The sequence below is a fragment of the Streptomyces albidus (ex Kaewkla and Franco 2022) genome (assembly GCF_013870515.1).
Lineage (GTDB): Bacteria > Actinomycetota > Actinomycetes > Streptomycetales > Streptomycetaceae > Streptomyces > Streptomyces albidus.
On record NZ_JACBXA010000004.1, the window covers coordinates 72,617 to 96,119 of the forward strand.

General features: G+C 68.9%; 19 protein-coding genes. 5 read left to right on the top strand and 14 right to left on the bottom strand.

Annotation, left to right across the window (positions count from 1 at the left end):
* Positions 1 to 51: 51 nt before the first annotated feature.
* From argB to H5J26_RS31830, 5 genes are all read right to left on the bottom strand, one after another.
* On the bottom strand, positions 52 to 996 hold the full coding sequence (argB, locus tag H5J26_RS01875; RefSeq protein WP_181763861.1) for an acetylglutamate kinase: 945 nt from the start codon (positions 994 to 996) through the stop codon (positions 52 to 54).
* Positions 993 to 2,168, bottom strand: coding sequence for a bifunctional glutamate N-acetyltransferase/amino-acid acetyltransferase ArgJ (argJ, locus tag H5J26_RS01880; protein ID WP_181763862.1), 1,176 nt, complete (start codon positions 2,166 to 2,168; stop codon positions 993 to 995). Before argJ ends, argB begins: the two co-directional genes overlap by 4 nt.
* Positions 2,169 to 2,220: 52 nt before the next feature.
* The gene (gene argC / locus H5J26_RS01885) at positions 2,221 to 3,249 is read right to left on the bottom strand and encodes an N-acetyl-gamma-glutamyl-phosphate reductase (RefSeq protein WP_181763863.1); all 1,029 of its coding nucleotides are present in this window, start codon (positions 3,247 to 3,249) and stop codon (positions 2,221 to 2,223) included.
* A 204-nt stretch (positions 3,250 to 3,453) separates the two neighbouring features.
* Positions 3,454 to 4,671: a phospholipase D-like domain-containing protein gene (locus H5J26_RS01890; RefSeq protein WP_181763864.1), complete on the bottom strand. Its 1,218-nt coding sequence runs from the start codon at positions 4,669 to 4,671 to the stop codon at positions 3,454 to 3,456.
* A 254-nt stretch (positions 4,672 to 4,925) separates the two neighbouring features.
* Entirely contained in the window at positions 4,926 to 5,054 is a 129-nt protein-coding gene (locus tag H5J26_RS31830) for an LPFR motif small protein (RefSeq protein WP_268932961.1), read from the bottom strand.
* 477 nt (positions 5,055 to 5,531) lie between these two features.
* Here H5J26_RS31830 and H5J26_RS01895 point away from each other — a divergent pair, with 477 nt between their 5' ends.
* Complete coding sequence (locus H5J26_RS01895; RefSeq protein ID WP_181763865.1) at positions 5,532 to 6,812, top strand: ATP-grasp domain-containing protein; 1,281 nt, start codon at positions 5,532 to 5,534, stop codon at positions 6,810 to 6,812.
* A gap of 763 nt (positions 6,813 to 7,575) precedes the next feature.
* Entirely contained in the window at positions 7,576 to 8,601 is a 1,026-nt protein-coding gene (locus H5J26_RS01900) for an iron-containing redox enzyme family protein (protein WP_181763866.1), read from the top strand.
* Here the strand turns inward: H5J26_RS01900 and H5J26_RS01905 are convergent.
* Positions 8,575 to 8,868: a CDGSH iron-sulfur domain-containing protein gene (locus H5J26_RS01905; protein ID WP_309237741.1), complete on the bottom strand. Its 294-nt coding sequence runs from the start codon at positions 8,866 to 8,868 to the stop codon at positions 8,575 to 8,577. The genes H5J26_RS01900 and H5J26_RS01905 overlap by 27 nt on opposite strands.
* Before the next feature lie 31 nt (positions 8,869 to 8,899).
* On the bottom strand, positions 8,900 to 9,559 hold the full coding sequence (locus tag H5J26_RS01910; RefSeq protein WP_181763867.1) for a methyltransferase: 660 nt from the start codon (positions 9,557 to 9,559) through the stop codon (positions 8,900 to 8,902).
* Between the two features lie 326 nt (positions 9,560 to 9,885).
* Between H5J26_RS01910 and H5J26_RS01915 the strand changes: the two genes are divergently transcribed.
* Positions 9,886 to 10,278 (top strand): DUF2267 domain-containing protein, encoded by a 393-nt coding sequence (locus H5J26_RS01915; RefSeq protein WP_181763868.1) that lies wholly within the window; start codon positions 9,886 to 9,888, stop codon positions 10,276 to 10,278.
* 90 nt (positions 10,279 to 10,368) lie between these two features.
* Here the strand turns inward: H5J26_RS01915 and H5J26_RS01920 are convergent, their stop codons facing one another.
* Both H5J26_RS01920 and H5J26_RS01925 read right to left on the bottom strand, forming a co-directional pair.
* The gene (locus tag H5J26_RS01920) at positions 10,369 to 11,031 is read right to left on the bottom strand and encodes a response regulator (RefSeq protein ID WP_181763869.1); all 663 of its coding nucleotides are present in this window, start codon (positions 11,029 to 11,031) and stop codon (positions 10,369 to 10,371) included.
* Positions 11,032 to 11,122: 91 nt separating this feature from the next.
* Positions 11,123 to 12,862 (bottom strand): sensor histidine kinase, encoded by a 1,740-nt coding sequence (locus H5J26_RS01925; protein WP_181763892.1) that lies wholly within the window; start codon positions 12,860 to 12,862, stop codon positions 11,123 to 11,125.
* A 211-nt stretch (positions 12,863 to 13,073) separates the two neighbouring features.
* Between H5J26_RS01925 and H5J26_RS01930 the strand changes: the two genes are divergently transcribed.
* Positions 13,074 to 13,544 carry a hypothetical protein gene (locus tag H5J26_RS01930; protein ID WP_181763870.1) on the top strand — a complete coding sequence of 157 codons (471 nt, stop codon included), beginning with the start codon at positions 13,074 to 13,076 and terminating at the stop codon, positions 13,542 to 13,544.
* Positions 13,545 to 13,694: 150 nt separating this feature from the next.
* Here H5J26_RS01930 and H5J26_RS01935 read toward each other — a convergent pair whose 3' ends face one another.
* Genes H5J26_RS01935 through H5J26_RS01955 form a run of 5 tightly spaced genes read right to left on the bottom strand, consistent with a single transcriptional unit; the run spans position 13,695 to position 21,235 of the window.
* A complete protein-coding gene (locus tag H5J26_RS01935) occupies positions 13,695 to 16,244 on the bottom strand; it encodes an acyl-CoA reductase (protein WP_181763871.1) in 2,550 nt (849 codons plus the stop codon).
* Positions 16,241 to 17,407, bottom strand: a complete 1,167-nt coding sequence (locus H5J26_RS01940) for an acyl-protein synthase (RefSeq protein WP_181763872.1) — start codon at positions 17,405 to 17,407, stop codon at positions 16,241 to 16,243. The genes H5J26_RS01935 and H5J26_RS01940 overlap by 4 nt, the downstream gene beginning before the upstream one ends.
* Positions 17,404 to 18,555: a GNAT family N-acetyltransferase gene (locus H5J26_RS01945; protein ID WP_181763873.1), complete on the bottom strand. Its 1,152-nt coding sequence runs from the start codon at positions 18,553 to 18,555 to the stop codon at positions 17,404 to 17,406. The genes H5J26_RS01940 and H5J26_RS01945 overlap by 4 nt, the downstream gene beginning before the upstream one ends.
* Complete coding sequence (locus H5J26_RS01950) at positions 18,552 to 19,976, bottom strand: MFS transporter (protein WP_181763874.1); 1,425 nt, start codon at positions 19,974 to 19,976, stop codon at positions 18,552 to 18,554. The genes H5J26_RS01945 and H5J26_RS01950 overlap by 4 nt, the downstream gene beginning before the upstream one ends.
* Positions 19,973 to 21,235: a phenylacetate--CoA ligase family protein gene (locus H5J26_RS01955; RefSeq protein WP_181763875.1), complete on the bottom strand. Its 1,263-nt coding sequence runs from the start codon at positions 21,233 to 21,235 to the stop codon at positions 19,973 to 19,975. The genes H5J26_RS01950 and H5J26_RS01955 overlap by 4 nt, the downstream gene beginning before the upstream one ends.
* A gap of 1,015 nt (positions 21,236 to 22,250) precedes the next feature.
* Between H5J26_RS01955 and H5J26_RS01960 the strand changes: the two genes are divergently transcribed.
* Positions 22,251 to 23,270, top strand: coding sequence for a hypothetical protein (locus H5J26_RS01960; protein WP_181763876.1), 1,020 nt, complete (start codon positions 22,251 to 22,253; stop codon positions 23,268 to 23,270).
* The last annotated feature ends 233 nt before the right edge of the window (positions 23,271 to 23,503 follow it).

Here is a 23,503-nt window from a genome sequence, read left to right on the forward strand (position 1 = left end):
CGGCCGGGTTCGCTGGGCCGTTCGCTGCGCCGCCGGCCGCGTCTGTCGCTGTCATGGCGTGGGCTCCCCCTCGCGCTTGTCCGGCACGACCATGGTGCCGATGCCTTCGTCGGTGAAGATCTCCAGCAGGATGGAGTGCTGTACGCGGCCGTCCAGGACGCGTGCGGTGCGCACCCCGTTGCGTACGGCGTGCAGACAGCCCTCCATCTTCGGGACCATGCCGCTCGCCAGATCCGGGAGCAGCTTCTCCAGCTCGGTGGCCGTGAGTTCGCTGATGACCTCGTCGCTGTCCGGCCAGTCCGCGTAGAGGCCCTCGACGTCGGTGAGCACCATCAGCGTCTCGGCCCCCAGCGCCGCGGCGAGGGCCGCGGCGGCGGTGTCGGCGTTGACGTTGTAGACACCCGTGCCGTCGCTCCCGTCCCCGGCCTCGTCAGCGCTGCGGGCGATGGAGGAGATGACGGGGATCCGCCCGTCGTCCAGCAGCGCCCGGATCGCGCCGGTCTCGATGCTGTCGATCTCCCCGACCCGGCCTATGTCGACCAGCTCGCCGTCGACATTCGCGTAGCGCTTGGTGGCCGCCATGATGTGCGCGTCCTCGCCGGTCATGCCGACGGCCAGGGGACCGTGCTGGTTGAGCAGGTTGACCAGCTCTCGCTGCACCTGTCCGGCCAGCACCATCCGTACGACGTCCATCGTCTCCGGAGTGGTCACCCGCAAGCCGGCCTTGAACTCCGACTCCAGGCCGAGCCGTTCCAGCTGCGCGCTGATCTGCGGGCCGCCGCCGTGCACGACGACGGGACGGAGCCCGGCCTGCCGCAGGAAGACGACGTCCTGGGCGAAGGCGGCCTTCAGCTCGTCGTCCACCATGGCGTTGCCGCCGAACTTGATGACGACGGTCGCGCCGTTGTGACGGGTCAGCCAGGGCAGGGCCTCGATGAGGATCTGCGCCTTGGGCAGTGCGGTGTGCCTGCGGGTGGGATGAAGCGGAGTGCTCATGAGCTGTACGCGCTGTTCTCGTGGACGTAGTCGGCCGTCAGGTCGTTGGTCCAGATGACCGCGCCCTGATCACCGGCGGCGAGGTCGGCCGTGATGGCGATCTCGCGGTAGCGCATGTCGACCTTGTCCCGGTCCTCGCCGGCCGCGCCGTTCTGGCAGACCCACACGCCGTTGATGGCGACGTTCAGCGTGCCGGGTTCGAATGCCGCTCCGGTGGTGCCGATCGCGGACAGCACGCGGCCCCAGTTGGGGTCCTCACCGTGCAGCGCGCACTTGAGGAGGTTGTTGCGGGCGATGGAACGGCCGACCTCGACCGCGTCCTCCTCGCTCGCGGCGCCCACCACCTCGATCCGGATGTCCTTGGAGGCACCCTCGGCGTCCCGGATCAGCTGCTGCCCCAGGTCGTCGCACACCGCGCGTACGGCTTCGGCGAACTCCCCGCGTTCGGGCACCACTTCGGAGGCGCCGGAGGCGAGCAGCAGCACCGTGTCGTTCGTCGACATGCAGCCGTCGGAGTCGACCCGGTCGAAGGTCGTACGGGTCGCGGCGCGCAGCGCCTCGTCCAGCACCGCCGAGTCGACGTCGGCGTCCGTCGTCAGCACCACCAGCATGGTGGCCAGTCCCGGCGCCAGCATGCCGGCGCCCTTGGCCATTCCGCCGACGGTCCACGCCCCGGCCTTCCCGGGCCCTGAGCCTCCGCCTTCGCGGACGGCGGTCTTGTGCACCGTGTCCGTGGTCTTGATGGCGATGGCGGCCTTCTCGCCGCCGTGCGCGGAGAGCTGCCCGGCAGCCTCGCCGATCCCCGGCAGCAGCTTGTCCATGGGCAGCCGGATGCCGATCAGGCCCGTGGAGGCGACGGCGATCTCACCGGCGCTGTGACCGAGCACCCGGGCCGCCTCCTCGGCGGTGGCATGGGTGTCCTGGAAGCCCAGCGGGCCCGTACAGGCGTTGGCGCCACCGGAGTTGAGCACGACGGCGGAGACGGCGCCGCCCTTGAGCACCTGTTCGGACCAGAGCACCGGCGCGGCCTTGACGCGGTTCGCGGTGAAGACGCCCGCGGCCTCCCGGCGCGGCCCGTCGTTGACGACGAGCGCCAGGTCCGGGCCGCCGCTGTCCTTGATCCCGGCCGCGATGCCCGCAGCCGTGAACCCCTTCGCCGCTGTCACGCTCACTCTGCTTCTCCGTTCGCTTCGCCGATGGCCGGTGCCGGGACGTACGCGCCGCTCACGGGGCGATGCCCACGGCCGGCAGGCCGAGCTCCTCGGGATACCCGAGGGCGATGTTCATGCTCTGGACGGCGCCGCCGGCCGTCCCCTTGGTGAGGTTGTCCAGAGCGCTGACGACGATCAGGCGGCCCGCGTCCGCGTCGAGGGCGACCTGAATCTGGACGTTGTTCGAACCGGTGACGGACGCCGTCGCAGGCCATGCGTCCTCGGGGAGCAGCGTGACGAACTGCTCGTCCTGGTAGGCCTTTTCGTACGCCGCCCGCAGCGCTTCCACCCCCGTGCCGGGCACCGCCTTCGCGCTGCACGTGGCGAGGATGCCGCGTGGCATGGGGGCGAGGGTCGGGGTGAAGGAGACGCTGACCCGCCGGCCCGCCGCCGCCGAGAGGTTCTGGATCATCTCGGGTGTGTGACGGTGTACTCCCCCGACGCCGTACGGGCTCATCGAGCCCATCACCTCGCTGCCCAGCAGGTGCGGCTTGAGCGCCTTGCCGGCGCCCGACGTCCCGGTCGCCGCGACGACGACGGCCTCGGGCTCGGCCAGGCCCGCCGCGTAGGCGGGGACGAGCGCGAGGGAGACGGCGGTCGGGTAGCAGCCGGGCACCGCGATGCGCTTGGAGCCCTGCAACGCGGCGCGGGCACCGGGCAGTTCAGGCAGGCCGTACGGCCAGGTGCCGGCATGCGGAGTGCCGTAGAAGCGCTGCCAGTCCTGGGCGTCGGAGAGCCGGAAGTCCGCGCCGCAGTCCACGACGAGCACTCCCTCGCCGAGCTCCTCGGCGACGGCGGCGGACTGCCCGTGCGGCAGCGCCAGGAAGACGACGTCGTGTCCGGCCAGGGCGGAGGTGGTGGTCTCCTCCAGCACGCGGTCCGCGTACGGAGTCAGGTGCGGCTGCACCGCGCCGAGCCGGGCTCCCGCGTTGGAGTTCGCCGTGAGCGCCCCGACCTCGACCTGGGGATGGGCGGCCAGCAGGCGCAATATCTCCCCGCCCGCGTATCCGCTCGCCCCCGCGACCGCTGCTCGCACTGCCATCGAACCCTCCTCGTCGATAGCATGACTATACGTAGCTCAGCAGCTTTATGCAAAAGGCGGAACGATACAGCTCCGCTCGGCTGTGCGACCGAGATCTTCAGTTGGCGGACGTTGGCGGACGGACACAGGCCCTCGGTCGTTGAAGCCACGCAGCCTCGGAGGTCGGCCCGAAGCAGAGGGGCACTCGGTCGCGGAGCCGCGGAGTCACAGGAATCGGCGGAGAGGAGCCACGGCGGTCTCCTTCAGGCGCTGTGTGGCCGGACGCTTGTGCCAGCGGCCCGCCGCCATGCGTTCGCTGAGCAGCAGGTCCTGGTTGAAGTGGCTGTCCAGGCTGGCGGTGAAGGTCTCGTCGAGTACCGCGAGCATCACTTCCTCGTCATGGTCGAGGGAGCGCCGGTTGAAGTTGGTCGAGCCGATCAGCGAGGCGACCCGGTCGATGGTGAGGACCTTGGCGTGCATCATCGTCGGCTGGTACTGCCAGATCCGCACCCCGCAGGACAGCAGGTCATCGTAGAAGCGCTGGCCCGCCAGCTGGCAGACCCGCTTGTCGGTGTGTGGCCCGGGGAGAAGGACCTCCACCTCCACTCCCCTTCGGGCAGTCCGGCACAGCAGATCGATGAAGTGCTCGTCCGGCGCGAAGTAGGCGGTCGCGATCCGTACTCGCTCCTCCGCGGACTCGAGAACCACGCGGATGAGGGTCTGCATGTCCTGCCAGCCGAAACTGGCCGAGCCGCGAACGACTTGAACCATGGACTCGCCCTGCGGGCTGAGGTCGATGAACCGGTCGCGGTCGTCGAAGAGTTCGTGGTGGCATTCTGCCCAGTTCTGCGCGAAGGCGGCGGCGATGCCGTCCACGGCCGGGCCGCGGACCTCGACGTGCGTGTCTCGCCACTCGCGCGCGTTGCGGGCGTCGCCGCACCACTCTTCGGCGATGCCGACACCGCCGGTGAAGGCGACCTGTTCGTCGACCACCAGCGCCTTGCGGTGGCAGCGGTGATTCTGCTTGAGCGGCGAGAGCCACAACGGTTTGCGGAACCACGCCACGTCGGCCCCCGCCTGCTCCATCATCTGCAGGAGGTCCTTCTCGATCAGCCGGCTCCCGAAGCCGTCGAGCAGCAGCCGCACACGCACGCCCCGGCGGGCGCGGTCTGCCAGTGCCTCCGCGAACTGCCGGGCGACCTCGCCGCGCCAGTACACGAACGTCATCATGTCCACCGTGTGCTGTGCCGCCCGAATCCGGGCCAGCATCGCCGGGAAGATCTCATCCCCGTTGCGCAGCGGCGTCAGGGAGTTGCCTTCGGTGGCGGCGATCCCGATCAGCCGCTCAAGCCGCCGCCGTAGCCGGTGTCTTGCGTCGTCACGAGTGTTCGCGACGGGATCCGGGCGTGGATCGAGGGAGGGCTGTTCCTGAACAGTCGTCATCGTCACGGTCACCCATATGTCGGAGCGTCATCGCGGCTACGCGTAGGTAGCCCTACAGGGGACGTCCAAACACACCGTTGAGCCGCACCGGCGCGTGCAGCCGCAGCCAACTGCATGTCACAAGTCGGCGGCGCCGCGACACTGAGCCGCACCCCCTCCTGCGAATACAGACGGACCTCTCCCCGCATTCGTCTCGCAGTCGAGCAGCCCGGAATCCCGGCACCGCGCGAGCCGGGATTCCGGGCCGGTCCTTTTCAGTGGCGGCCGTGGGCGCTGCTCGCGGCGCCGCCGAAGAGCCTTGCCAGAGCGCGGAAGGGCAGGGTGACGACGGTGACGGCGGCACCGACGATCGTTCGGAGTACATCTGCGATGGCGGTGAGCATTTCTCTGCCTCCGTTCGTTGACCTGGCTGCGGAGCACACGGCGGTGCCGGTGCCCGGCTGTTGCCGCCTCTGGGTGCCCGTCGCGCGAGTGCGGAAACTCAGGAGCGGCGGGGCTGTCGGACGGGGCGCTCGCTCTCAACTACGGCGGCATCGCGATGAATCGGCCCACACCCCAGGAGCGCCAACGGTCTGGCCGACGACGGGCGGTGGCGTCCCATGAGCCTTTGGCCATCCCTCGGCGGCTGAACCACTCGTAGTGACGTCCGGTCGAACGACTTTCCACCCCGGCCCTGACGGTCTGCCTCTCCCGTGGCGGTGTGGCACGGAGAGGCAGGGGTACCGAGCTGTCTCGAACCCAGCTCGCCTGGGTGTCGAACCGATCGCAGCGGGGTTGTCGGAACGGAACGAGTCGTGACGCGCTGACCCTGACCCCGTGACGAGACGTCAGCATGAAGCCGAGTGCAGGGAGTCATTCGAATGGTCAGCAGGCCGGAGAACGTATTCGTGCTGGGGCTCGACGAGCGCAACCGCGAGCTTCTGCACGACCTTCCCCATCTGGCTTCGTATCGCTTCCATGAGCTGCTCGGCAAGGAGGAGCTCATGGAGGACGAAGAGGTGCCGCTACGCCGCCTGTTGGAGAAGGCGGAGCGCAGGCTGGAAGCCTTCGACGGGCCCGTCGACGCCATCGTGGGGTACTGGGACTTCCCGGTGAGTTCGATGGTGCCGATCCTCTGCGAGCGCCACGGGCTGCCGACCGCTTCTCTGGAATCGGTGGTGAAGTGCGAGAACAAGTACTGGAGCCGGCTGGAGCAGCAGAAGGCCTGCGACGCGCACCCGCCCTTCGCTCTGGTGGACCTCGACGACCCGAGGCGGCCGAGGGAGCTCAACTTCCCGATGTGGCTGAAGCCGGTGAAGTCCTACTCCTCCGCGCTGGCGTTCCAGGTGAAGGACGCCGAGCAGTTCGACGACGCCGTCTCCCAGATCCGGGAGGGAATCGGCGGAATCGGCGAGGCCTTTGACGTCGTTCTCTCGATGCTGGACCTTCCGCCTGAGGTTGCGGAGGCGGGCGGGCAGGATGCGTGTCTGGCCGAGGAGGAGATCTCCGGTCGGCAGCTCACGGTGGAGGGCTACAGCATCGACGGCAAGGTCCACTGCTACGGCGTGGTCGACTCCATTCAGTACGAGGGCACGTCGAGCTTCCTGCGGTACCAGTACCCGTCTTCAGTGCCGGCCGATATCGCCGACCGGCTGATCGACGCCTCCAGCCGGGTCGTGCGGCAGATCGGCTTGGACAACTCGACGTTCAACATCGAGTTCTTCTGGGATCCGGAGCGGGACCGGATCAACATCGTGGAGGTCAACCCGCGGCTGTCGCAGTCGCACGCCCCGCTGTTCGAGTACGTCGACGGGGTGCCCAACCACGAGTGCATGATCAGCCTCGCGCTCGGCCGGGCTCCCCAACTGCCGTACCGCAAGGGCTCGTACAACGTGGCCGGGAAGTGGTTCCTGCGGCGCTTCTCCGACGGGTACGTACGCAAGAGCCCGAGCGAAGAGGACATCGCACGGGTCGAGCGAGAGGTGCCCGACACGATCGTGGACATCACAGCCACCCAGGGAGGACGGCTGTCCGATCTGCCCTCGCAGGACAGCTACAGCTATGAGCTGGCGGCCCTTTACATCGGAGCCCAGGACGAGGACGAACTGAAGTCGAAATACGAACGCTGCATCGACCTGCTGCCATTCGAATTCGACGAGTAGAAGCGCGTTCCCGGCGACGGCAGGCTCCCGCCCCATGACGCACGTCGACGGCCACCGCGTGGCCACCACGGAGCAGGTCGGCGTCTCTTCCCCGGTGTGACGACGAGCGCTCAGGCGGTATTCGCCCTCAGCGTGGCGCTGCACCACCTGGTCGTCCGCCGCTGCCACCGGAGGCCCGAGTCGGCCACGCGTCCGCTGAAAAGATGCCTACTACACGTAGCAGGCGGTCACCCGTTTACCGTGCGGGCGCGTGGGCACCTCGTGCTCCGGCCGGTGGGCTACCGGTGGGCACGTCCGCCCGAGACGCTCCGTACTCAGGAGGATCCTTGGCCAGCATGGTTCCCGCGCTCGACGCGCCCTCCGGCCGGGGCACCTCGTCCACGCTGCAAGCCGTCACCGCGAGTGTCGAGGAGCCGGCGCTTCAGGCAGCGCGCTGCCGCGGCCCGAGGCGTACGGCGCCGGCCCGTGCGGAGCCGGCACCGGAGGTGGACGATCAGGCCGCCTCTGCCGCCCAGGCAGCTTCGCGCCACGGAGCCCGACGGGCTCGGCATCCATCCGCTGCACAAGCTGAGAGTGCCCGCCGCCTCCGTCCTCGACGAGCTGTTCGACCGACTGACGTCGGCGCTCGAGAGGACTGGCGATCTGGAGTCCCTACGAGAGCTCCTGCGAGCCGTCGCGACTCGGCACCGCGGCCCTCCCCTCGTTCCGACCAGGCGCCCCCGGGAGGACACACCGCACACCGCGCACCTCACCGGAGGAGACCATGACTTCCTCGCCGGCCTCGACCACCGTCCGTACGGGCGGCCCGGCGGAACTTCCGCAGCCGCGGGGCGAGTTGTCCGCCGCGGTCATCGACGCGATGCGTCGGCCGCCCGGATCCGTGGAACCCGAATGGCCGACGGTCGTCGGAGCCGACCCCTTCGGGGACGACCTGCACCTTGCCCTGTACCTGTCCTACGAGCTGCACTACCGGGGCATGCGTGGCGTCGATGCAGGCTGGGAGTGGAATCCCGGCCTCCTGCGACTGCGGGCATCGCTGGAGCAGGTCTTTCTGGAGGAGCTGCGCACGGGGGCCGCCGGCGGTGACGACGTCACCGGAGAGCTGGACGCCCTGCTGGTGGAGCCTTCGGGCGGCGCCGGCACGTCCCGGAGGCTGGCCGAACGGGGCGAGTGGTGGCAGATGCGCGAGTACTTCGTCCACCGCTCCGTCTACCACCTCAAGGAGGCCGACCCCCACGCCTGGGTGATCCCGCGCCTGCACGGCCGGGCTAAGGCGGCGCTGGTCGCCGTGGAGTACGACGAGTTCGGAGCGGGCCGGGCGGAGCGTGTGCACGCCCGGCTGTTCGCCGACCTGCTCACCGGGGCCGGGCTGGACGCCGGCTACCTGCACTACCTGGACGACGTGCCCGCGCCCGCCCTCGCCATCGTCAACATGATGTCCCTGTTCGGACTGCACCACGGCCTGCGCGGAGCTCTTGTCGGCCACTTCGCCGTCGTCGAGACGACCAGCGCACCCGCCTCCCGGAGCATGGTGCGCGCCCTGGAGCGGATGGACGCCCACCCCGCCTGCGTCCACTTCTACAGCGAACACGTCGAAGCCGACGCCGTGCACGAACAGGTGATGCGACGCGACGTCGTCGGTGGCCTCCTGGAGGACGAGCCGGAACTCGCCGCGGACGTCGTTCTCGGCATCCAGGCCACCGATCTTCTGGAGGGCCGCCTGACCGGGCACCTCGACCGGTCCTGGGACGAAGGCGTCACCTCACTGAGGCGTCCCGTCGCCCGCTGACTTCTCCTCGTACTTCGCGCCGCTGCCGTCGGGGTCGCCACCCTCCTCCGGGCAGCCCGGCGCGGCGGGGCGTGAATGCCTCCGATGGCTGGTGTCGCACCACGGGAAGGTGCGGCTGCGGCGGCAGGCGCACAGCGCCACCATGAACCGGTCCGATCTCGCCGTACGTCCGTCGCCCAGGTCGACCTCCACGGGACCCTCGATGAGGACCGGGCCCCCAGGGTCGACGACCACGCGGCGGGCCACTCGGTCCTCACGGCGTGACACTCCGGACGGGGGGCCCGGTTCGGACGCGGGATCAGGTTCCTGGCCGTACGAGGTCGGCACGTACGATCACCAACTCCTCTTCTCGCTGTCCCGGAGCGATCAGCCCCTGCTCTTCCAACCAGCTGGCACGCTCGCGGAGCACCGGGCCGAAGGGCTGGCTGCGATACGCCGTGACAGCAGCCCTCAGACCCGCCTCACGCAGCAGCCGAACCGTGAGCTGGGGCCCGCACAGGGCCGAGTGAACGATGAGCAGCATGCCCCTCTCGGCGAGCAGCCCTGGCGCCGCCCGGCAGAGGCGATCGATGCAGTCCCGGCCCGTCTGACCGGCGTGCCAGGAGCGCTCTCTGCGGCCGCTTCGGGTCTTCTTCGGTCCGGGGACGTAGGGCGGGTTCGCCGTCACCACGTCGAAGCGGCCGGGAGCCTTGCTGAGGAAGTCGCCACGGTGAACGGTCACCGGCAGTTTCCGTAGGCGGGCGTTCCAGCGAGCAGCCAGGGCGGCCCGTGCGGACAGATCCACGGCGTGCACTTCCCCGACGCCCAGGCGGGCACCCGTCAGTGCGACCACGCCGGTGCCCGTACAGATGTCGAGCATCCGAGCACCGCACGGGATCGAGGCGCGGTGAAGGGCCTCGATCAACAAGTCGGTGTCAGCCTGCGGGGCGTACACCCCCGGGGGTCTCAGAAGCCACACAGCCGCCCGTGTTCCTCGGCGCCGTCCGGCTAAACGGTGCAGGTGGGGGGCGGTCGGGAGGTGCGACGCCGGAGGCCGTGCGGGCACGAACACATGAGGGACGACGACTGGTGACCTCCCGCCGGCATCTGCACAGGAGATGGCAGGCGCTCGGGCCGTGAGACCTCCCGTCCTATGGCCGACCAGTGGTCCGTGCCGGCACATGGGGGTTCCTCGTCCGCGTTCCACTTCGGCGGTTGGCTGACCGACTGGGTGAATACACACGAACACGTGGGAAACCCGCCCGGTTCCAAGACACATCGCGAACGAGTGAGGTTGTTTCTCCCATGCGTGACGACGAGTTGCTGGCAGAGATCCGCGACCAGGGTGACTACAAGGACCAACAGGAGGCACACGCGGTGCTGGATGCCGTGCTGTCGGTCCTCGCTTCCCGTATCACCTCCAGCGAAGCCGCGGATCTGGCTTCACAGCTCCCCTCACCCCTGGACCAGGCCCTACGCGACCCGAACGGTGCCAGCGGCGAGTCGTTCGATCTCGCCGAGTTCCACCGCCGCGTTGAGGAGCGGACGGGACGGGGCCCTCACACCGCCGAACGGGATGCCACTGCGGTGCTTTCGACGCTCCCCGCTGCCGTGTCCGCCGGCCAAGTCCGCCATCTCGTCACGCAGTTGCCCGACGACTTCGCTGCGCTCTTCAACCGGCAGGAAGCGAGGCCATGACGCTTCCTGCGCCGCGGGATCGGGCCCGGCCCCCTGTCAGCGGGCCCATACACCGTCCTGTGTCGCGCGACCGGCCAGGAAAGTGAACGATCAGGTGGTGGACTCGGGTTCGAGTCCGGCGTCGCGTGCGAGGAGCGCGGCCTGGACCCGGTTCCGGCATCCGAGTTTTGTCAGGATGCGGCTGACGTAGGTCTTGACGGTTGCTTCGCTCATGTGGAGTCGGGAGCCGGTGTCGGCGTTGGACAGCCCCTCGCCGAGCAGGGCGAGCACCTCGCGCTCTCGTTCGGTCAGGACGGCGAGCCGGCGCCGGGCCCCTTCTTCACGGGCGGCGGCCCCGGAGTTGAAGGTGTCCACCACTTGCCGCGTCGCCGGCGGGGAGAGGTAGGCGTCTCCGGCAGCTGCCGCCCGGACGGCGTTGATGAGCTCCTCGGGTGCCGAGTCCTTGAGCAGAAATCCGGCACCGCCGTGGCTGAGCGCTCCCAGTACGTTGCCGCGTTCTCCGAACGTGGTGAGGATCAACCCCCGTACGGATGGCGCGGTCCGGCGCAGTTCGGCCAGCGCGGACAGGCCGTCGAGCACGGGCATCCGGATGTCGAGCAGGGCGACGTCGACCGAGAGGCGCCGCGCCGACTCGACCGCGTCGCGCCCGTTTTCAGCCTCGCCGACGACGTCGATGTCGTCGGCCGAGGCGAGAATCGTCCTGATGCCGGTGCGGATGAGCGGCTCATCGTCGGCGACGAGGACCCGGATCACCACGGTCACCTCAGTGCAGGTCGGAGATACGATGCCCGGCCATCATGCCCTGCACCCGGGCTGGTCACAGCTCGGGTGCAGGAAGAAGCTCCTAAAGCCGTGCCTGAAATGTGCGCTTCTCCACCAGTTTCCCGTCTCTGAAGCAGAAGCGGAATTGCGTTTCCTCATCCCTGTCCTCCTCGGACATGAAATGACGGCACTTCGCACGCTCGGGGAGAGGCGGTGCCTGGTCCTCCACGCCGTCGAGGACCCACGAATCCCCCTTCGGAAGCTTCGCTTGGATCTCTTTCTCCGGCTGCCCGACCCGCGCCGACTCGTAGACACTCGAAGGAATCTTGGCCTTCTCCTCCTCACTGCCCAGCTCCAAAGCCAGCCAGGTGAACAGGGCGCCGATTCCCAGGACGACAAGACCGGCTGCGACAGCACAACTGTTGACCGTTTCCCTCTTCCTGCTCACGACGGCGAGTTCTTCCCTCTGAGCGGAACGGTCGAACGCCGCTCCAGCAGCCGCCGCGCCCGCGTGGGTCTGCCGCCACAAGTCCCCCGCCTCAGCACCCGAGGGCGCGTCGTCGCCAGGATGAGCATTGCCGTTGTCGACCTCGTACGGGAGCACGCCTGCGAGCCGGAAGCCGCCGTCTGCGAGGGGGCCGCTGTGCAGCAGACCCCCGATGAGCCGGGCACGCTCTCGAAGTCCCCGCAGCCCCTGCCCGCCGCTGACCGCATCCGGGGCGGGCTGAGGGGCGTCCTCGGGCACAGGGCCGTTGGCCACCTCCACCAGGAGGGCGTCCGGCTCGTACCGAAGGGCGACGGAGACCGGGGCGCGGGGAGAGTGCTTGAGGGCGTTGGTCAGACCCTCCTGCACGATCCGGTACGCAGCATGGTCAGCCGCCGGAGGAAGCGACCGGGAGTCGCCCGAGCAGCGCAGCTCAACTGAGGTGCCCGGGGCACAGGAAGACGCGACGAGGTCGTTGATGGCCGCCACGCCCCGGGTGACGGGCTGACCGCCGCGGTTCTCGTGAGGCACGGCCAGGCCCTGTGTTTGCGGCTCGTCACTCAGGACGCCGACCACCTCGCGCAACTCCCGCATCGCTGTCGCCGACGCGGCCCGCAGTACCGCAACTCCCCTGCGCTGCTGCTCGGTCAGTTGGCTGTCGACTTCCAGAGCCCCGGTATGTACGGCGATCAGGGCAAGTTGATGGCCGAGGTTGTCGTGGATGCCCTGCGCTATGCGATGGCGTTCCCTCATCTGTGCCTGCCAGGCCACCATCGGACGCTCGCTCTTCAGTCGGGCGTTGTGCCGCTGCAACATTCCGAGGTGGGTGCGGCGCTGAGCCCGGTAGCGACCGGCGAGGCCAGGAACGACCACCGCGCCCACGGAGAAGGCGAGGGACGCACCCACGGAGAAGGCGACGAGCGCAGGCACCGTCGCCATCACGCCATGGGCTTCAGAGACATTACGGAAGGCGGAGATCGCGACCTGAAGCACAACAGCGGTGAGGAACGCCGCCGTTGCCCGCCACCTGCTTGATATTCGGCTCCCCGCGGACCAGCTTGCGTAGATCAAGAGCGGCACTGCGGCGTAGAGCTGACCTGCCGCTGCCCCGGCGACGATGAGCACGGTCGCGGGCAGCCGACGCCGCAGCAGGAACAGCGCGACGACGCCGAGGACCACAGCGACCACACGCAGGAGGTCGTCGGTTGTCGAAACTTCGACCGCTGTCGCGAGCACGCCGAGAGCGAGAGCGCCGAGGCCCTCACCCATCAGCCGCCCGCGGTTCCACTCGCCCGAGGACGCCAGGCTCCAGACTCCGCGCGCCCTTGCTGCTCTCATCACGAGCCGACGATAAGCGGAGGGCACAGACACCGCACCCCTCGCCCGACCCCGTAGTCGAACGACCAAAGTCGTACGCGCCGTGCCCACCACGGCTCTCCGAGCCACCAGATCATCGACTTCCGTCGCTGCAACACCGCGACTTCCGGAGACTGCGCCGACGTGCCGGTTCCAGCCACTCTGCTCATGGCCGAAGCGCATACGAACAGGAGTGGACTCCCATGAACCACCCGGATCAACGGCCGGACTGTCGGAGGCAATTGCTAAGCCTCACGACGAGACGGCCCTTGAGGAGGGCACTCCGGGCTTCGCGAACGTAGTACCGACGATGACTGACCAAGTACCCGAAGAGACAAGGTGTCTCCTCGAGTACGGCACAGGAGGAAACATGCAGCAGAAAAAGAAACCTCTCACCCAATCCGTATATGAAAATATATGGGGATCCCCAGCCTTGTTCGTCTTCGTCGCAGGCTCCCTCTTCCTGACATCAAAGAGTCATGAAAGAGACGAGAGCGCCTGGCTCGTCTACTTCGCTGGGTGGGCGCCACTCCTCCTCATAGGGGTGTGGTCCCTGCTGGCGCGTAGGAAGCCTGACATTCCCGCCGCGCCGATCGGACTCGGCATCCTCGTAGCGGGCGGCCTCTACTTCCTGCTGTTGGAGCACGAAAGCCTGCCCTTCTGAATGCACTCAGTCGGCACGCTGGCCTATAGAACCCGTCATCTCTTTTGTTGTGCTGCGGAGCATCTACAAGGAACCTCGCGTCAGCCACCGCTCCACTCGCCCTCGGCGCGCGCCGGCACCACCTCGGTTGCCCGGTGACCCGTACTGACGTCATCCCGTCCTGCGCCGGTCCACGAACGTGCGCAACTTGCCGCTGGCCGCGGTCCGTTCGAACGCGGCCCCGTCGGTGATCTCGATCGAGCACGTGAGGAGGTCCTCCTCTTCGACCGCGGAGCGCAGGCCCGGGACCTCCGCCAGGAAGGTGGCTCGAGCGGAATCGGCCGGCGGGGCGTAGCGCTCGTCGAGTCGGACGGTGAGCCGCTCCCGCGCTGCCTCCGAGGTGAGGACGATCTGGAGTTCTCCGCGGTAGCCGAGGCGCGTCTCGGCGGCTTGGACGAAGTGCCGGTAGTGGTAGGAGTACGTGCCGATGCGTGCCACATCGCCGTGCCGGCCGAGGAGTTCGATCCGCGGGGCGCGGTTGCCACAGGGGCACACACCGCCCAGCGCTCGGCCGAGGTCGCCGATCTGGTAGCGCTCGAGCCGCTGCCCGGACCGGGCTCGGCTGGTGAAGATCAGCCGCCCCGGTTCACCGGCTCGTACCGGCCGGTCCTCCTCGAGGTCGAGGATCTCCAGGGTGTGCAGGTCGGTCAGCACGTGATGGACGGAGCCGTCGGCGTGGTCGCACTGGTATGCCAGTGGTCCGAGATCGGTGCTGCCGTAGGCGGCCGATCGGATCACCTCGACGCCGAAGTCGTCGGTGAGGACGCGGCGTTGCTCAGCGGTGAAGTGCTCACCCCCGTAGTAGACCTTCCGCACTCCGCCGTAGGCGCGCATGGTCTCGCTCTGGGAGTTGAAGAGCTGCCAGAGGTAGGAGGGCATGCCGAAGAGGGTGTCGGCCCGGTAGGTCACCAGGTCTTCTGCGACAGCGGCGAGGTCGTTGCCCGCGGACAGCGGGATCTGGGTGGCGTTCAGCCGCTCCAGGATGGAGAAGAAGCTGATGAAACTGCCGTACAGGCCACCGCTGTAGAAGAGGTTGGCGGCACGGTCGCGGGCCGGATCGAACCCGGCGTCGAGCAGGCCGTTCGCAGCGGCGCGCATCTGGGTGTCGTAGTCGGCGTTGGTGAAGACCGAGAGGCCGGGCGCGCCGGTGCTGCCGCCGCTGCGGAAGTACAGGTGGGCGTGTTCGGGGGCCAGGCTCCCCAACTGCTCCTGGACGCCTGCCTTGTCGAGCAGTGGGCCGGTGGGCGGGGCCGGCTGTACGGCCGGAGCCACGAGGTCGTCCAGGCAGGAGGTGGCGGTGAACCGCTGGTCGGCCTGTACGGCGATGCGCCTGCTGTATCGCTGCAACGCGTACACGCCGTCGTGGGATTCGCCGTCGTAGGCGTCGAGCATGGCGCCTACCGGGGTCACTCGCGTGACCCCTGCGGTGACGACGGAGCGCGTGAGCTTCGCTATGTCCGCGCGGGTGCCGGCGATGGCCGCGGTCTGGAGGTAGCGCCGCATGGGCCGCAGGGTGGCGGCTATGTCGTGGCGTGGCAGCGGCTTGATCCAGACGCTGCGGTGGAGCGGTGAGGCGGTCATCGCGCGACGGGTGTCGGCGAGGACGCGCCAGGAGCCGTCGTCTGCGGCGATGACCCGGGTCAGGTCGAGATGCTGTTCGAGTCGGGCGACGAGTTCGGTGTTGGTGATCTCGGCGTGCTCGGCGGCGTCGAGTTGGGTGCGCGGCAACTTGTCGGAGACTTGCGCCAGTTGGGCCGCGAAGGTGTCGGCGAAGGCGAAGACTTCCTCCCGGGCGTCGGTGTCGAGGTAGACGACCTGGGGGCTGGAACAGGCCTGCTGGTCGAGGAGGCAGACGTCCGTGGCGAGCGCGGTCTGGACGGAGGGGTCGTTCCAGGCATCGCGGGTCAGGTAGGCGAAGGAGATCTTGTGGCCCCACTCGACCAGTCGGCAACCGGCTGGCGTGAGCGCGGCGATACCGGCCACGGCGTCCTCGCCGCCCCAGACGGCGATCGCGTCGGCCGCGGCGCACAAGGGCTCAAGCCATGCGCGGCGGCTGGAGGGGAAGCTCAGGGCGATGACCCGGCGGGCGAGGATGCCGGTCTCGTCGGCTGCGGCGAGCTCGGCGAGCAGACGTGAAGCGAGCGGTGTGTCGGAGCTGCTCGTCTTCAGCACGTTGAGATTGCCGGTCAGCAGTCCCTCGACGACGCTCAGCGGAGCCACGCCCGCCGCGTTTCCTGGTGCGACGTGCACGACGAGGCCGACTGGCGCCCACGCCTCGTAGACGGTCTCCCGCGCGTCGGGCCGGGTGAGCCGCTCCGGGTGGAGTCCGCCGAGTTCGCGGCGGAGCTTGCGCTCCAGCGCCGGGCGGCTGAGGGCCTGGGCCAACTCGGCGAGCAGGGAAGCGGCCTGCTCCGGTTCCGTGCCGCCCTCGGTGAGACAGTCCGTCAGCCGGACGTGAACGGGGTCACCGGGGGTGCGCAGTGCCTCGGAGAGCCGGTCGCAGGCGCACAGGACGACGTCGGTGGGCAGCTGCTCCGCCATCGTGCTCTCGGTGAGGGCAGGCAGGTCGGCGAGGAGCTCGGTGACCTTCTCGTCGTCGACGAACGTGCCCTGCCACAGGTGGAGTCCGCTGGTCGCTCCGGGGGTCGGTGCGCTGGTCATGACAGTCCCTTCAGAAGTTCGGCGGCGGCCACCGCACAGCTGCGGTTGCGGCTGACTCCGGCGCGGCCGTGGACGGTGAACCACGGGGTCGGCTGGGCGCAGCCGCATTCCTCGCCGGGGTGCAGGGAGGCGAGGTCGCCCATGAGCACGCTCTGTGCCGGGACCGAGGTGATGTACGGGGAGACGAGGTGGAGGTAGCCGCGCTCACCGTGGGGAAGCGGCTCGAGGGTGGCGGTGTCGCGTACGGCGGCACGGGACCAGACCGGGACGTGCAGCCGGTGCCGTTCGCACTCGACGTAGGGCACGCAGTGCTCGACGGACCCGAAGGTGTCGCGGATCCGCTCTGAGGGGATGCCCAGCTGCTCGGTGACCTCCGCGTAGAAGTCGTCCTTGGCGATCTGACGGTCGGCGTGGCCCTTCCAGCCGCCGCCGAGCACGACGAGCGAGTCGGGCGGCAGCTGCACCGGAGGGACCCCCAGCGAACGCATCCGCTCGAGGGTGAAGTGGAGGAAGGCCGGGAAACCGAGGATCCGTACCGGCAGTCCCTCGTCGGCGTAGCGCTGGAGCGCCTCGATGCAGCCGCGCACATCGAACTCGTGTCCCGTGCCGGTGTGGCGCAGGGCGTGAGTGGTGTCCCGGGCGGGCGCGAAGTCGCACAGGTAGTTGTCGGTGAAGGATGTGCCGAGCTTCAGTTGCGGTGCGGGCTCGTAGCTGTAGAGCAGGTAGTTGACGGGTTGGTCCGGGGTGATCCACCCGTAGTGGTCGAAGACGCGGGCCACCATGCGCTGGGCGGAGCGGATGGTCCACTCGTCGAAGAACATCTGCGACTTCTGACCGGTGGTGCCGGAGGAAGTGAGGTGGAGATGGACCTCGTCCCGGGGAATGGAGAGCAGCTCGTGACGCTTGAAGAAGTTGGCGTGCACCAGCGGGGCGCGGACGTCAGGACCCACGCTGGGGGCCGGCGTCTCGGGCTCGTCCCTCAGCAACGACCGGAAGAACTCGGAGCGTTCGGCATGCCATGAGTTGTTCTCGGCCATCGCGGCGGCGAAGAGGGCGTCGGTCTCCGGGCCCTGCTCGTAGGGTGCTGCGAGGTCGCACAGTTGCTGGACGTGCTGGAGGGACGCCGGATCGGGGACCTCGGCGGGAAGCAGATGGCGATTCATGAGGCAACCTCGTGAAGTGGAAGGTACGTCGCGGTCCAGGCCCTCAGGTATGCGCTCAGGTACGGCTGCACCGGCGAACTGACGGCGGCGGTGCGGAAGTCGATCTGGCGGTTGGTTCGGGAGAGCACGACGTAGTCGTGGAAGCGGTCGCCCAGGCGGCGCATGGCCGGATACAGCGCGCTGGGAACGAACCCCGCGGCCAGGAAGGCGCTGAGCCCCGCGGTGTCGGACAGGGGAAGCAGCGTCTCGACGTAGTCCACGCCCGTACGGGTGACCGCACTCATCAGTGGTTCCAGGGCGTGCGCCATGGCGGCGGGGTAGGGGTGCACCGCGATGAGTGAGCAGCTTCCGGTGACGGGGTCCAGATCCGCGTATGCCTCGAACTCACCGTTCTCCGGGGTGAGGATCGCGTTCGGGGAGTGCAGGGGGAAGAAACGTCCTGCCGGGTCGGGGAACTGTTCCAGGAAGCGGCGGTTGACGAAGGAGCGGGCGGTGATGATCTCCATGGCTGCGGTGGAGGGGACGACCGGCCCGGAGAGCAGGCCGGTGCCCGGCGTCTCGACGGGGCGGACGCTCGCGTAGCCGATGCCCGAGGTCTCCTCCGCGGCTGTGAGGAGCGGAGCCAGGGGGGCCGGCACGCACGGCACATGCTCACGGCGGTTCAGCACGTCGTCGGCGAAGCGGGCGAAGAGGGCGAGGCTTTCGCAGCCCGCCACTTCGACGGCGTTGGGCATCAACCCCAGCGGGCGGAAACCGTTGCGCACCACGATGTGCTGGGGGCCTTCGGTCACCACCCGCACCGTCGCGTAGATCGAATCGAGGGAACCGGTGGCCAGGGCGCCGGTGCATACTGCGCCGGTCAGCCGGCCGGCCAGTCCGCCCTCGCGGTGGACGGGGTGTACGGCGAGTCCGACGAGTTTGCCGATCCGGCTCCCGGGGTCGGTCTGCACGACCACGGAGCCGGCCAGTTCCCCGGTGCCGGGCTTGCGTGCCACCAGCCAGTGGGTGTGCGGATCGGTGATGAGCCGTCGCATCTCGGCGGGGTCGCTGCCGAGCGGCACCGGGTATCCGTGGCCGTAGACCTCGAAGTACAACTGCCGCAGTTCCGCGACGTCTTGAAGGACAGCGGGGGTGATCGTGACGGTCATCGTGCTCCTCCTTCAGCGGTGACATCGGCGGCGGCGGTGGCAACCAAGGTGGCGGGCGCGGTGTCCGTCGCGGTCGTGTGCGAGGCGGCGACTGCCGTCACCTCGGAGCCGGGTGAGTCCGGCCGTGCCTCGGCGGCGTTGCCGGCGGCGCCCGTCCGCCAGAGGACGAGGGCGACAGGCACCAGGCCCAGTGCCTGGATCAGGCAGAGGGTCTGCGGCGAGATCTGGTCGCCCAGTACGCCGAACAGCAGAGAGGCGAGCGGGAAGGTGGCTCCGAGCAGCGACTGCATGACCGCGAAGAACCCCGGCTTGTCGGCGGGCGGTACGAGCCGCTGGAAGAGGGCCACGAACCGTACGCCGACGGCGCCCACGCACCATCCCGCGACGACCATGGCCGCCGCGTAGACGGTCCGGTCCGCGAGCATGCCCGGAAGGGCGAACGAGACCGCCATCAATCCCAGGCAGACGGCGCCGACCGTGGTCGGGCGCCCCGGCAGCCGACTGCCGGTGAACGCCCCGGCGAGGGTGCCGATGCCGAGCGACGCTTCCAGCAGCGCCACAGTCGAACCGTCGGCACGCAGCACGGAGGCGGTGTAGAGGGGCATGACGACGAAGACGGCCGTGGTGAAGACGTTCGCCGCGGCGAAGCTGAGCAACACCCGCCGGATGAAGGGCAGTTCGGCGAGGATCTGCCGCAGCGTACGACGCGGAGCGGTAGGTTGCCCGCTGCCCGGTGCCGCCTCCTCGGCGGACTGCGCCGCCGTTCCTCCGCCCCGCATGCCCGCGACTCCCGTCCGTCGGGGCGCCGTGCCCGGGAAGCGTGTGACGCCGATCAGCCCGGCCGCCAGGAGGTACGCGCCGGCGCATCCGGCGACGATGCCCGGCAGCCCCCACGCGTCGACCACGAGCGGGCCCAGAAGGCCGCCGGCCAGCCCCGCGAGGGATTGCGTGGCCAACTCGAAGCCGGTCGCCGCCTCGATGTCGTCGTCGTCGACGAGTTCGGGCACGGACGTGGTCAGACAGGGGTCGAACAGGGCCTGGCAGCCCGCCAGGAGCAGGGCCGCGCCGTAGGCGACGCCCGTAGGCAGCGGGGTCGTGAACGCCCACGCCGCGGTGCACGCGGCGACCAGTCCGGCGCCGGCCGCCGCCGCGGCCATGACGGACCGGTACGGATTGCGCGCGATGACGGCGGCCACCACGGGCGCCAGGGCGACCGCGGGGAGCGTGCACACGGCGAGGAACGCGCCGGAGGCCAGGCCCGGTTCGGACCCGGCGGCGTATTGGACGAGCCACCATACGATGCCGACCTGGAACATCCGGGCCGAGGCCTGAGTGAGGACCTGGGCGATCCACACGGCGCAGAAGGCGGGGTTGCGCAGGACGATGGGTGCTCGCCGGCGGTGTCCCTTCGCCGCGCTCATGCGTGCGGACGTTCGTCGATGACGCGAATCAACTTCCCGGAGCGGGAGTTGACGGCGAGGTCGGTGTGCCGCACCCACTCCACCGCCATGGGGTGGACGTGCCCTGCGGCGACCGCCGCCGCGTACATCGGGCGGGCCGCCAGGAACGCCTTGTCCACGGCTGCGGTGACTTCGGGCAGCTCCTCGTCCCGGAGGTCGGAGCCGAGGCGCAGTATCAACCCGTCGCGGTTCTCCCAGCGGCGCACCACCAGTTGCAGACCGGTGATGCGGCCCGCGGGGTCGACCGATCGCACCAGGTCCTGCACGTCCTGGGTGTGCAGCGCCACCGCGCCGACGCGGACTCCCTCTTCGGCGCGCCCGAGAATGCGGAAGTGTCCGGCTGTGGTGCAGGTCCACTCGGCGCGGTCACCGACGGGGTAGCGCAGTACCGGCATCAAGCGCCGGCGCAGGTCCGTGACGACGACACGGCCGGGGACGCCGGCACGGGTGATGGGCTCTCCGCTGTCCTCGTCGAGGATCTCCACCACGGTGTGCGGAGTGAAGGCGCGGTGCAGCCGCGGGTCGCCCCCCGGAACGGCAGCGCCCACGAGTCCGGCATCCACTGCGGCGTAACCGATGGAGGCCACACGGGCGTTGGGGAAGGCCGTCGCCAAGAGGCGCTGCTGGTCGTTGAATATGCTCTCGCCGCCGAAGAACAGCGTGGTCACGCGGGGCAGTTGGCGACCGTCGGCCCGCAGGTACTCGGCGAGGGAACAGAGAGTCGTCGGGGCTCCTGCGATCACCTCGACGTCGAACTGCTCGAGCGTCTCGACGGTCGAGGCCAGGGGTGCGGCGCCCCCGATCGGAAGGCGGACGTTGGCCACCGGGGCACGGTGCAGTGAGTCCAGGATGAAGCTGAAGCTGGCGTAGAGATCACCCGTGTAGAAGAGGTCGGCGACCCGCTGACCGGGCCGCAGCCCGGCATCGACCAGCCCGGTACCGAAAACCGTGGTGAACTCGTTCCATTCCTCCCGGGTGTAGAAGGAGAACTTCGGCGCACCGGTGGTCCCACCACTCTTGAAAACCACTGCCTCGTCGAGCGGGCCGGTCAGCAGTGAGTTTCCGCGAGGGGTGTTCGCCTGCCAGAACTCGGTCTGAGGTATGACCGGGAGTTCGGTCAACTCCTTTACACCGTCGGGCAGACCGGAGTAGAGCGCTGCGTAAAAGGACGAATTACGGCGGACGAAGCGTACGAGTTCCGCGAGCGATTGAACAGGCATGATTTCCTTGCTTTACGGCATGCGAAGGAGGACGGCGTCCAGGAAGAGCGGACACCGTTGCGAATTGGTGTGGTTCAGCTGCTGTTCGTGCAGTACAGAGTTCGACGGCCGGTCCGGAAGTTTCACGGACAGCCGGAATTCCTCTGGGAGACCCTGCACGGAAGCCTCGCTTCCGTGCCGGTCAACTCTGGCTTACTTCTTACTGCTTCAGGCTTGCGCCGACACTTGACGATAACACTCCCCCGACACCCTGATTACGCCCAGCATCGTGCTGCAACAGTGAGTTACATCTCACGGCGGGCGAATTATCAGGACAGCGGCGGGTATTGCCCGACGGCGCTTCACCAGCGTCGTCCGAGCGGCCCCCGTACGAAGGCGCGGCGTTGTCCGCGCATCCTCAAGGTGCGGCCGCGCAGGGCATCGTCCGAGGCGTAGTCGACCGGCGCCGTCTGCTCTCGTCGCCGTGACGGCGGCCAGGAGACTCAGACGCTTCCAACTGGAGGAACCGGTTAGGGAGTTCCGGGCGACGACCTCGGCGTGCGTGGCCCGATCCCCGCCCACAGCACCGGCCTTCGCGGCCTCCAAGACGACGTGGCCTGGGCGCGTGGCTGAGCAGCCTCGCGGCATCTTGCAAAGCGGCGTCGACAGTCGTCCGCCCTTCCCACTCGCGCCGGGTCACGACTTCCTCGATATGGCCGACGGGTCCCTCTTGGACGCCGGGACCAACGTCCCGGGAAGCATCTCGACACCTCTGCGCAGGTGCTCCGGACGTACGCGGCAACCGGACGCCCGGGAAAGGGACGTAGGCGCCCGGCGAACCTTGTGTGACGGTGCGCAGGGTCAACGTCCGGAGTGCATGGACCAGTTCACTCTTGAATCCCCGGCTTCGTCGAGTGCCTTACCGCTCGTCCGGATCGCATCGAGTGGACCGTCCTCCAGGACCGGGTGTTGCCACTGGGTCGACGGCGTCAAGCTTGGGGGCACGTCCCAGGGGCACTGGGCATACTGGCTGCCAATGGAACAGAGCCTTGAGCTACGCGGACACAACCGGTTCGTCGGCTTTCTCACCACCGTCCGGACACACGATGGCCGCGTGTTGCTTGTGAGTGCGGACACCCACAGCTCCCAGCGCGTGTGGGACCCCTTGACCGGCGAGTCGGTGTGCGGTCCGATCAAGAGGGACGAGTCCAAAGCGGAACTTGCCGCGCTCCGCCTCGACTCGGTCGAGCTGGCACGGGCGACCGGGTGCACCGTCGTGCCAGCGACGGAACGGACTCCCGCCCTCGCCGTGACGACCGCAGACCGGAAGCGGATCCAGGTCTTGGAACCTGAAACGGACTCGGTGGTGTTCCAGCTCAGGCAGCCCCGAGACCGCCGTATCGCCGCCGGCCTGCGCGGGGGACTCATCGGCCCCGGCATCTTCGAGTTGGCCGGCGTGCGGTTCGCTGACGGTACGTCAGGATTCGCTGCCGCCCGGTTCAACGGTGTGGTCGAGCTCTGGGCGCCGGCACGGCGGCCCTCGTGGGCGCCCCTTCGGTTGAGGTGGCGTAGGCACCTCCTGACTCACGGACGAAACCTTGCCGTGTTGAACCTCGGATCGGGCGGCTCGCACTTAGCCGTGCACTCCTCGCCCCAGGTGATTGTCGTCTGGGATGTCACCACCCACCGGCAAGTGGCGCGCTTTGACCTCTGGAGTGACCCAGCTCCGCGCATCGGCTGGAGTGACCGAACTCCGCGCATCAGCGCCATGGCGCCGGTCCCGCTCGACAGCGGGCCGGTGCTGGCCGTGGTCGTCGAACGCGGCCCTGATTCGGGGGTGCAGCTATGTGATCCCTATCGGGGGCAACTCGTCGGTGAAGTGTTCAACCGCCACGGACCTCGCCTCGACTACCCGAGTGCGGACTCGGCGATCCTTGCGTTGACCGCAGTGCCCGGCCCCAAGGGCACAGTCCGGATAGCGAGCGGAGGCCAGGACGGCGTGATCCGCATCTCGGCCCCTATCGGCAAAGCCAGTGACACGGCGTTCACCGACTGACTGGAACATGGCGGTTCGGGCTCTGCTTCGACGGCCGCCTCCTCATCACGATCAACACGGCGCCGTTGAACCGGCAAGGGCCTGCGAGCACTGATCGCGCCGCTGCCGTGACGCTGCCATGGATCCCTCCACCCCGCCTTCCGCCGGGGTGGGAGTGCGGCCACGGCTCGACCTCGTACAGAAGTCTGCTGCTCCGAGTGCCATAAGTGACAGCCAGGGACATAGGGCTCTCA

Bases quoted from the DNA above. Each gene is read 5' to 3' on its own strand.
- H5J26_RS01940 (WP_181763872.1), bottom strand. From the start codon at position 17,407: ATGAATCGCCATCTGCTTCCCGCCGAGGTCCCCGATCCGGCGTCCCTC.
- H5J26_RS01925 (WP_181763892.1), bottom strand. From the start codon at position 12,862: ATGAGAGCAGCAAGGGCGCGCGGAGTCTGGAGCCTGGCGTCCTCGGGC.
- H5J26_RS01950 (WP_181763874.1), bottom strand. From the start codon at position 19,976: ATGAGCGCGGCGAAGGGACACCGCCGGCGAGCACCCATCGTCCTGCGC.
- H5J26_RS01915 (WP_181763868.1), top strand. From the start codon at position 9,886: ATGCGTGACGACGAGTTGCTGGCAGAGATCCGCGACCAGGGTGACTAC.
- H5J26_RS01895 (WP_181763865.1), top strand. From the start codon at position 5,532: ATGGTCAGCAGGCCGGAGAACGTATTCGTGCTGGGGCTCGACGAGCGC.
- H5J26_RS01890 (WP_181763864.1), bottom strand. From the start codon at position 4,671: ATGACGACTGTTCAGGAACAGCCCTCCCTCGATCCACGCCCGGATCCC.
- H5J26_RS01935 (WP_181763871.1), bottom strand. From the start codon at position 16,244: ATGACCAGCGCACCGACCCCCGGAGCGACCAGCGGACTCCACCTGTGG.
- H5J26_RS31830 (WP_268932961.1), bottom strand. From the start codon at position 5,054: ATGCTCACCGCCATCGCAGATGTACTCCGAACGATCGTCGGTGCCGCC.
- H5J26_RS01900 (WP_181763866.1), top strand. From the start codon at position 7,576: ATGACTTCCTCGCCGGCCTCGACCACCGTCCGTACGGGCGGCCCGGCG.
- argB (WP_181763861.1), bottom strand. From the start codon at position 996: ATGAGCACTCCGCTTCATCCCACCCGCAGGCACACCGCACTGCCCAAG.
- argC (WP_181763863.1), bottom strand. From the start codon at position 3,249: ATGGCAGTGCGAGCAGCGGTCGCGGGGGCGAGCGGATACGCGGGCGGG.
- H5J26_RS01945 (WP_181763873.1), bottom strand. From the start codon at position 18,555: ATGACCGTCACGATCACCCCCGCTGTCCTTCAAGACGTCGCGGAACTG.
- H5J26_RS01955 (WP_181763875.1), bottom strand. From the start codon at position 21,235: ATGCCTGTTCAATCGCTCGCGGAACTCGTACGCTTCGTCCGCCGTAAT.
- H5J26_RS01960 (WP_181763876.1), top strand. From the start codon at position 22,251: ATGGAACAGAGCCTTGAGCTACGCGGACACAACCGGTTCGTCGGCTTT.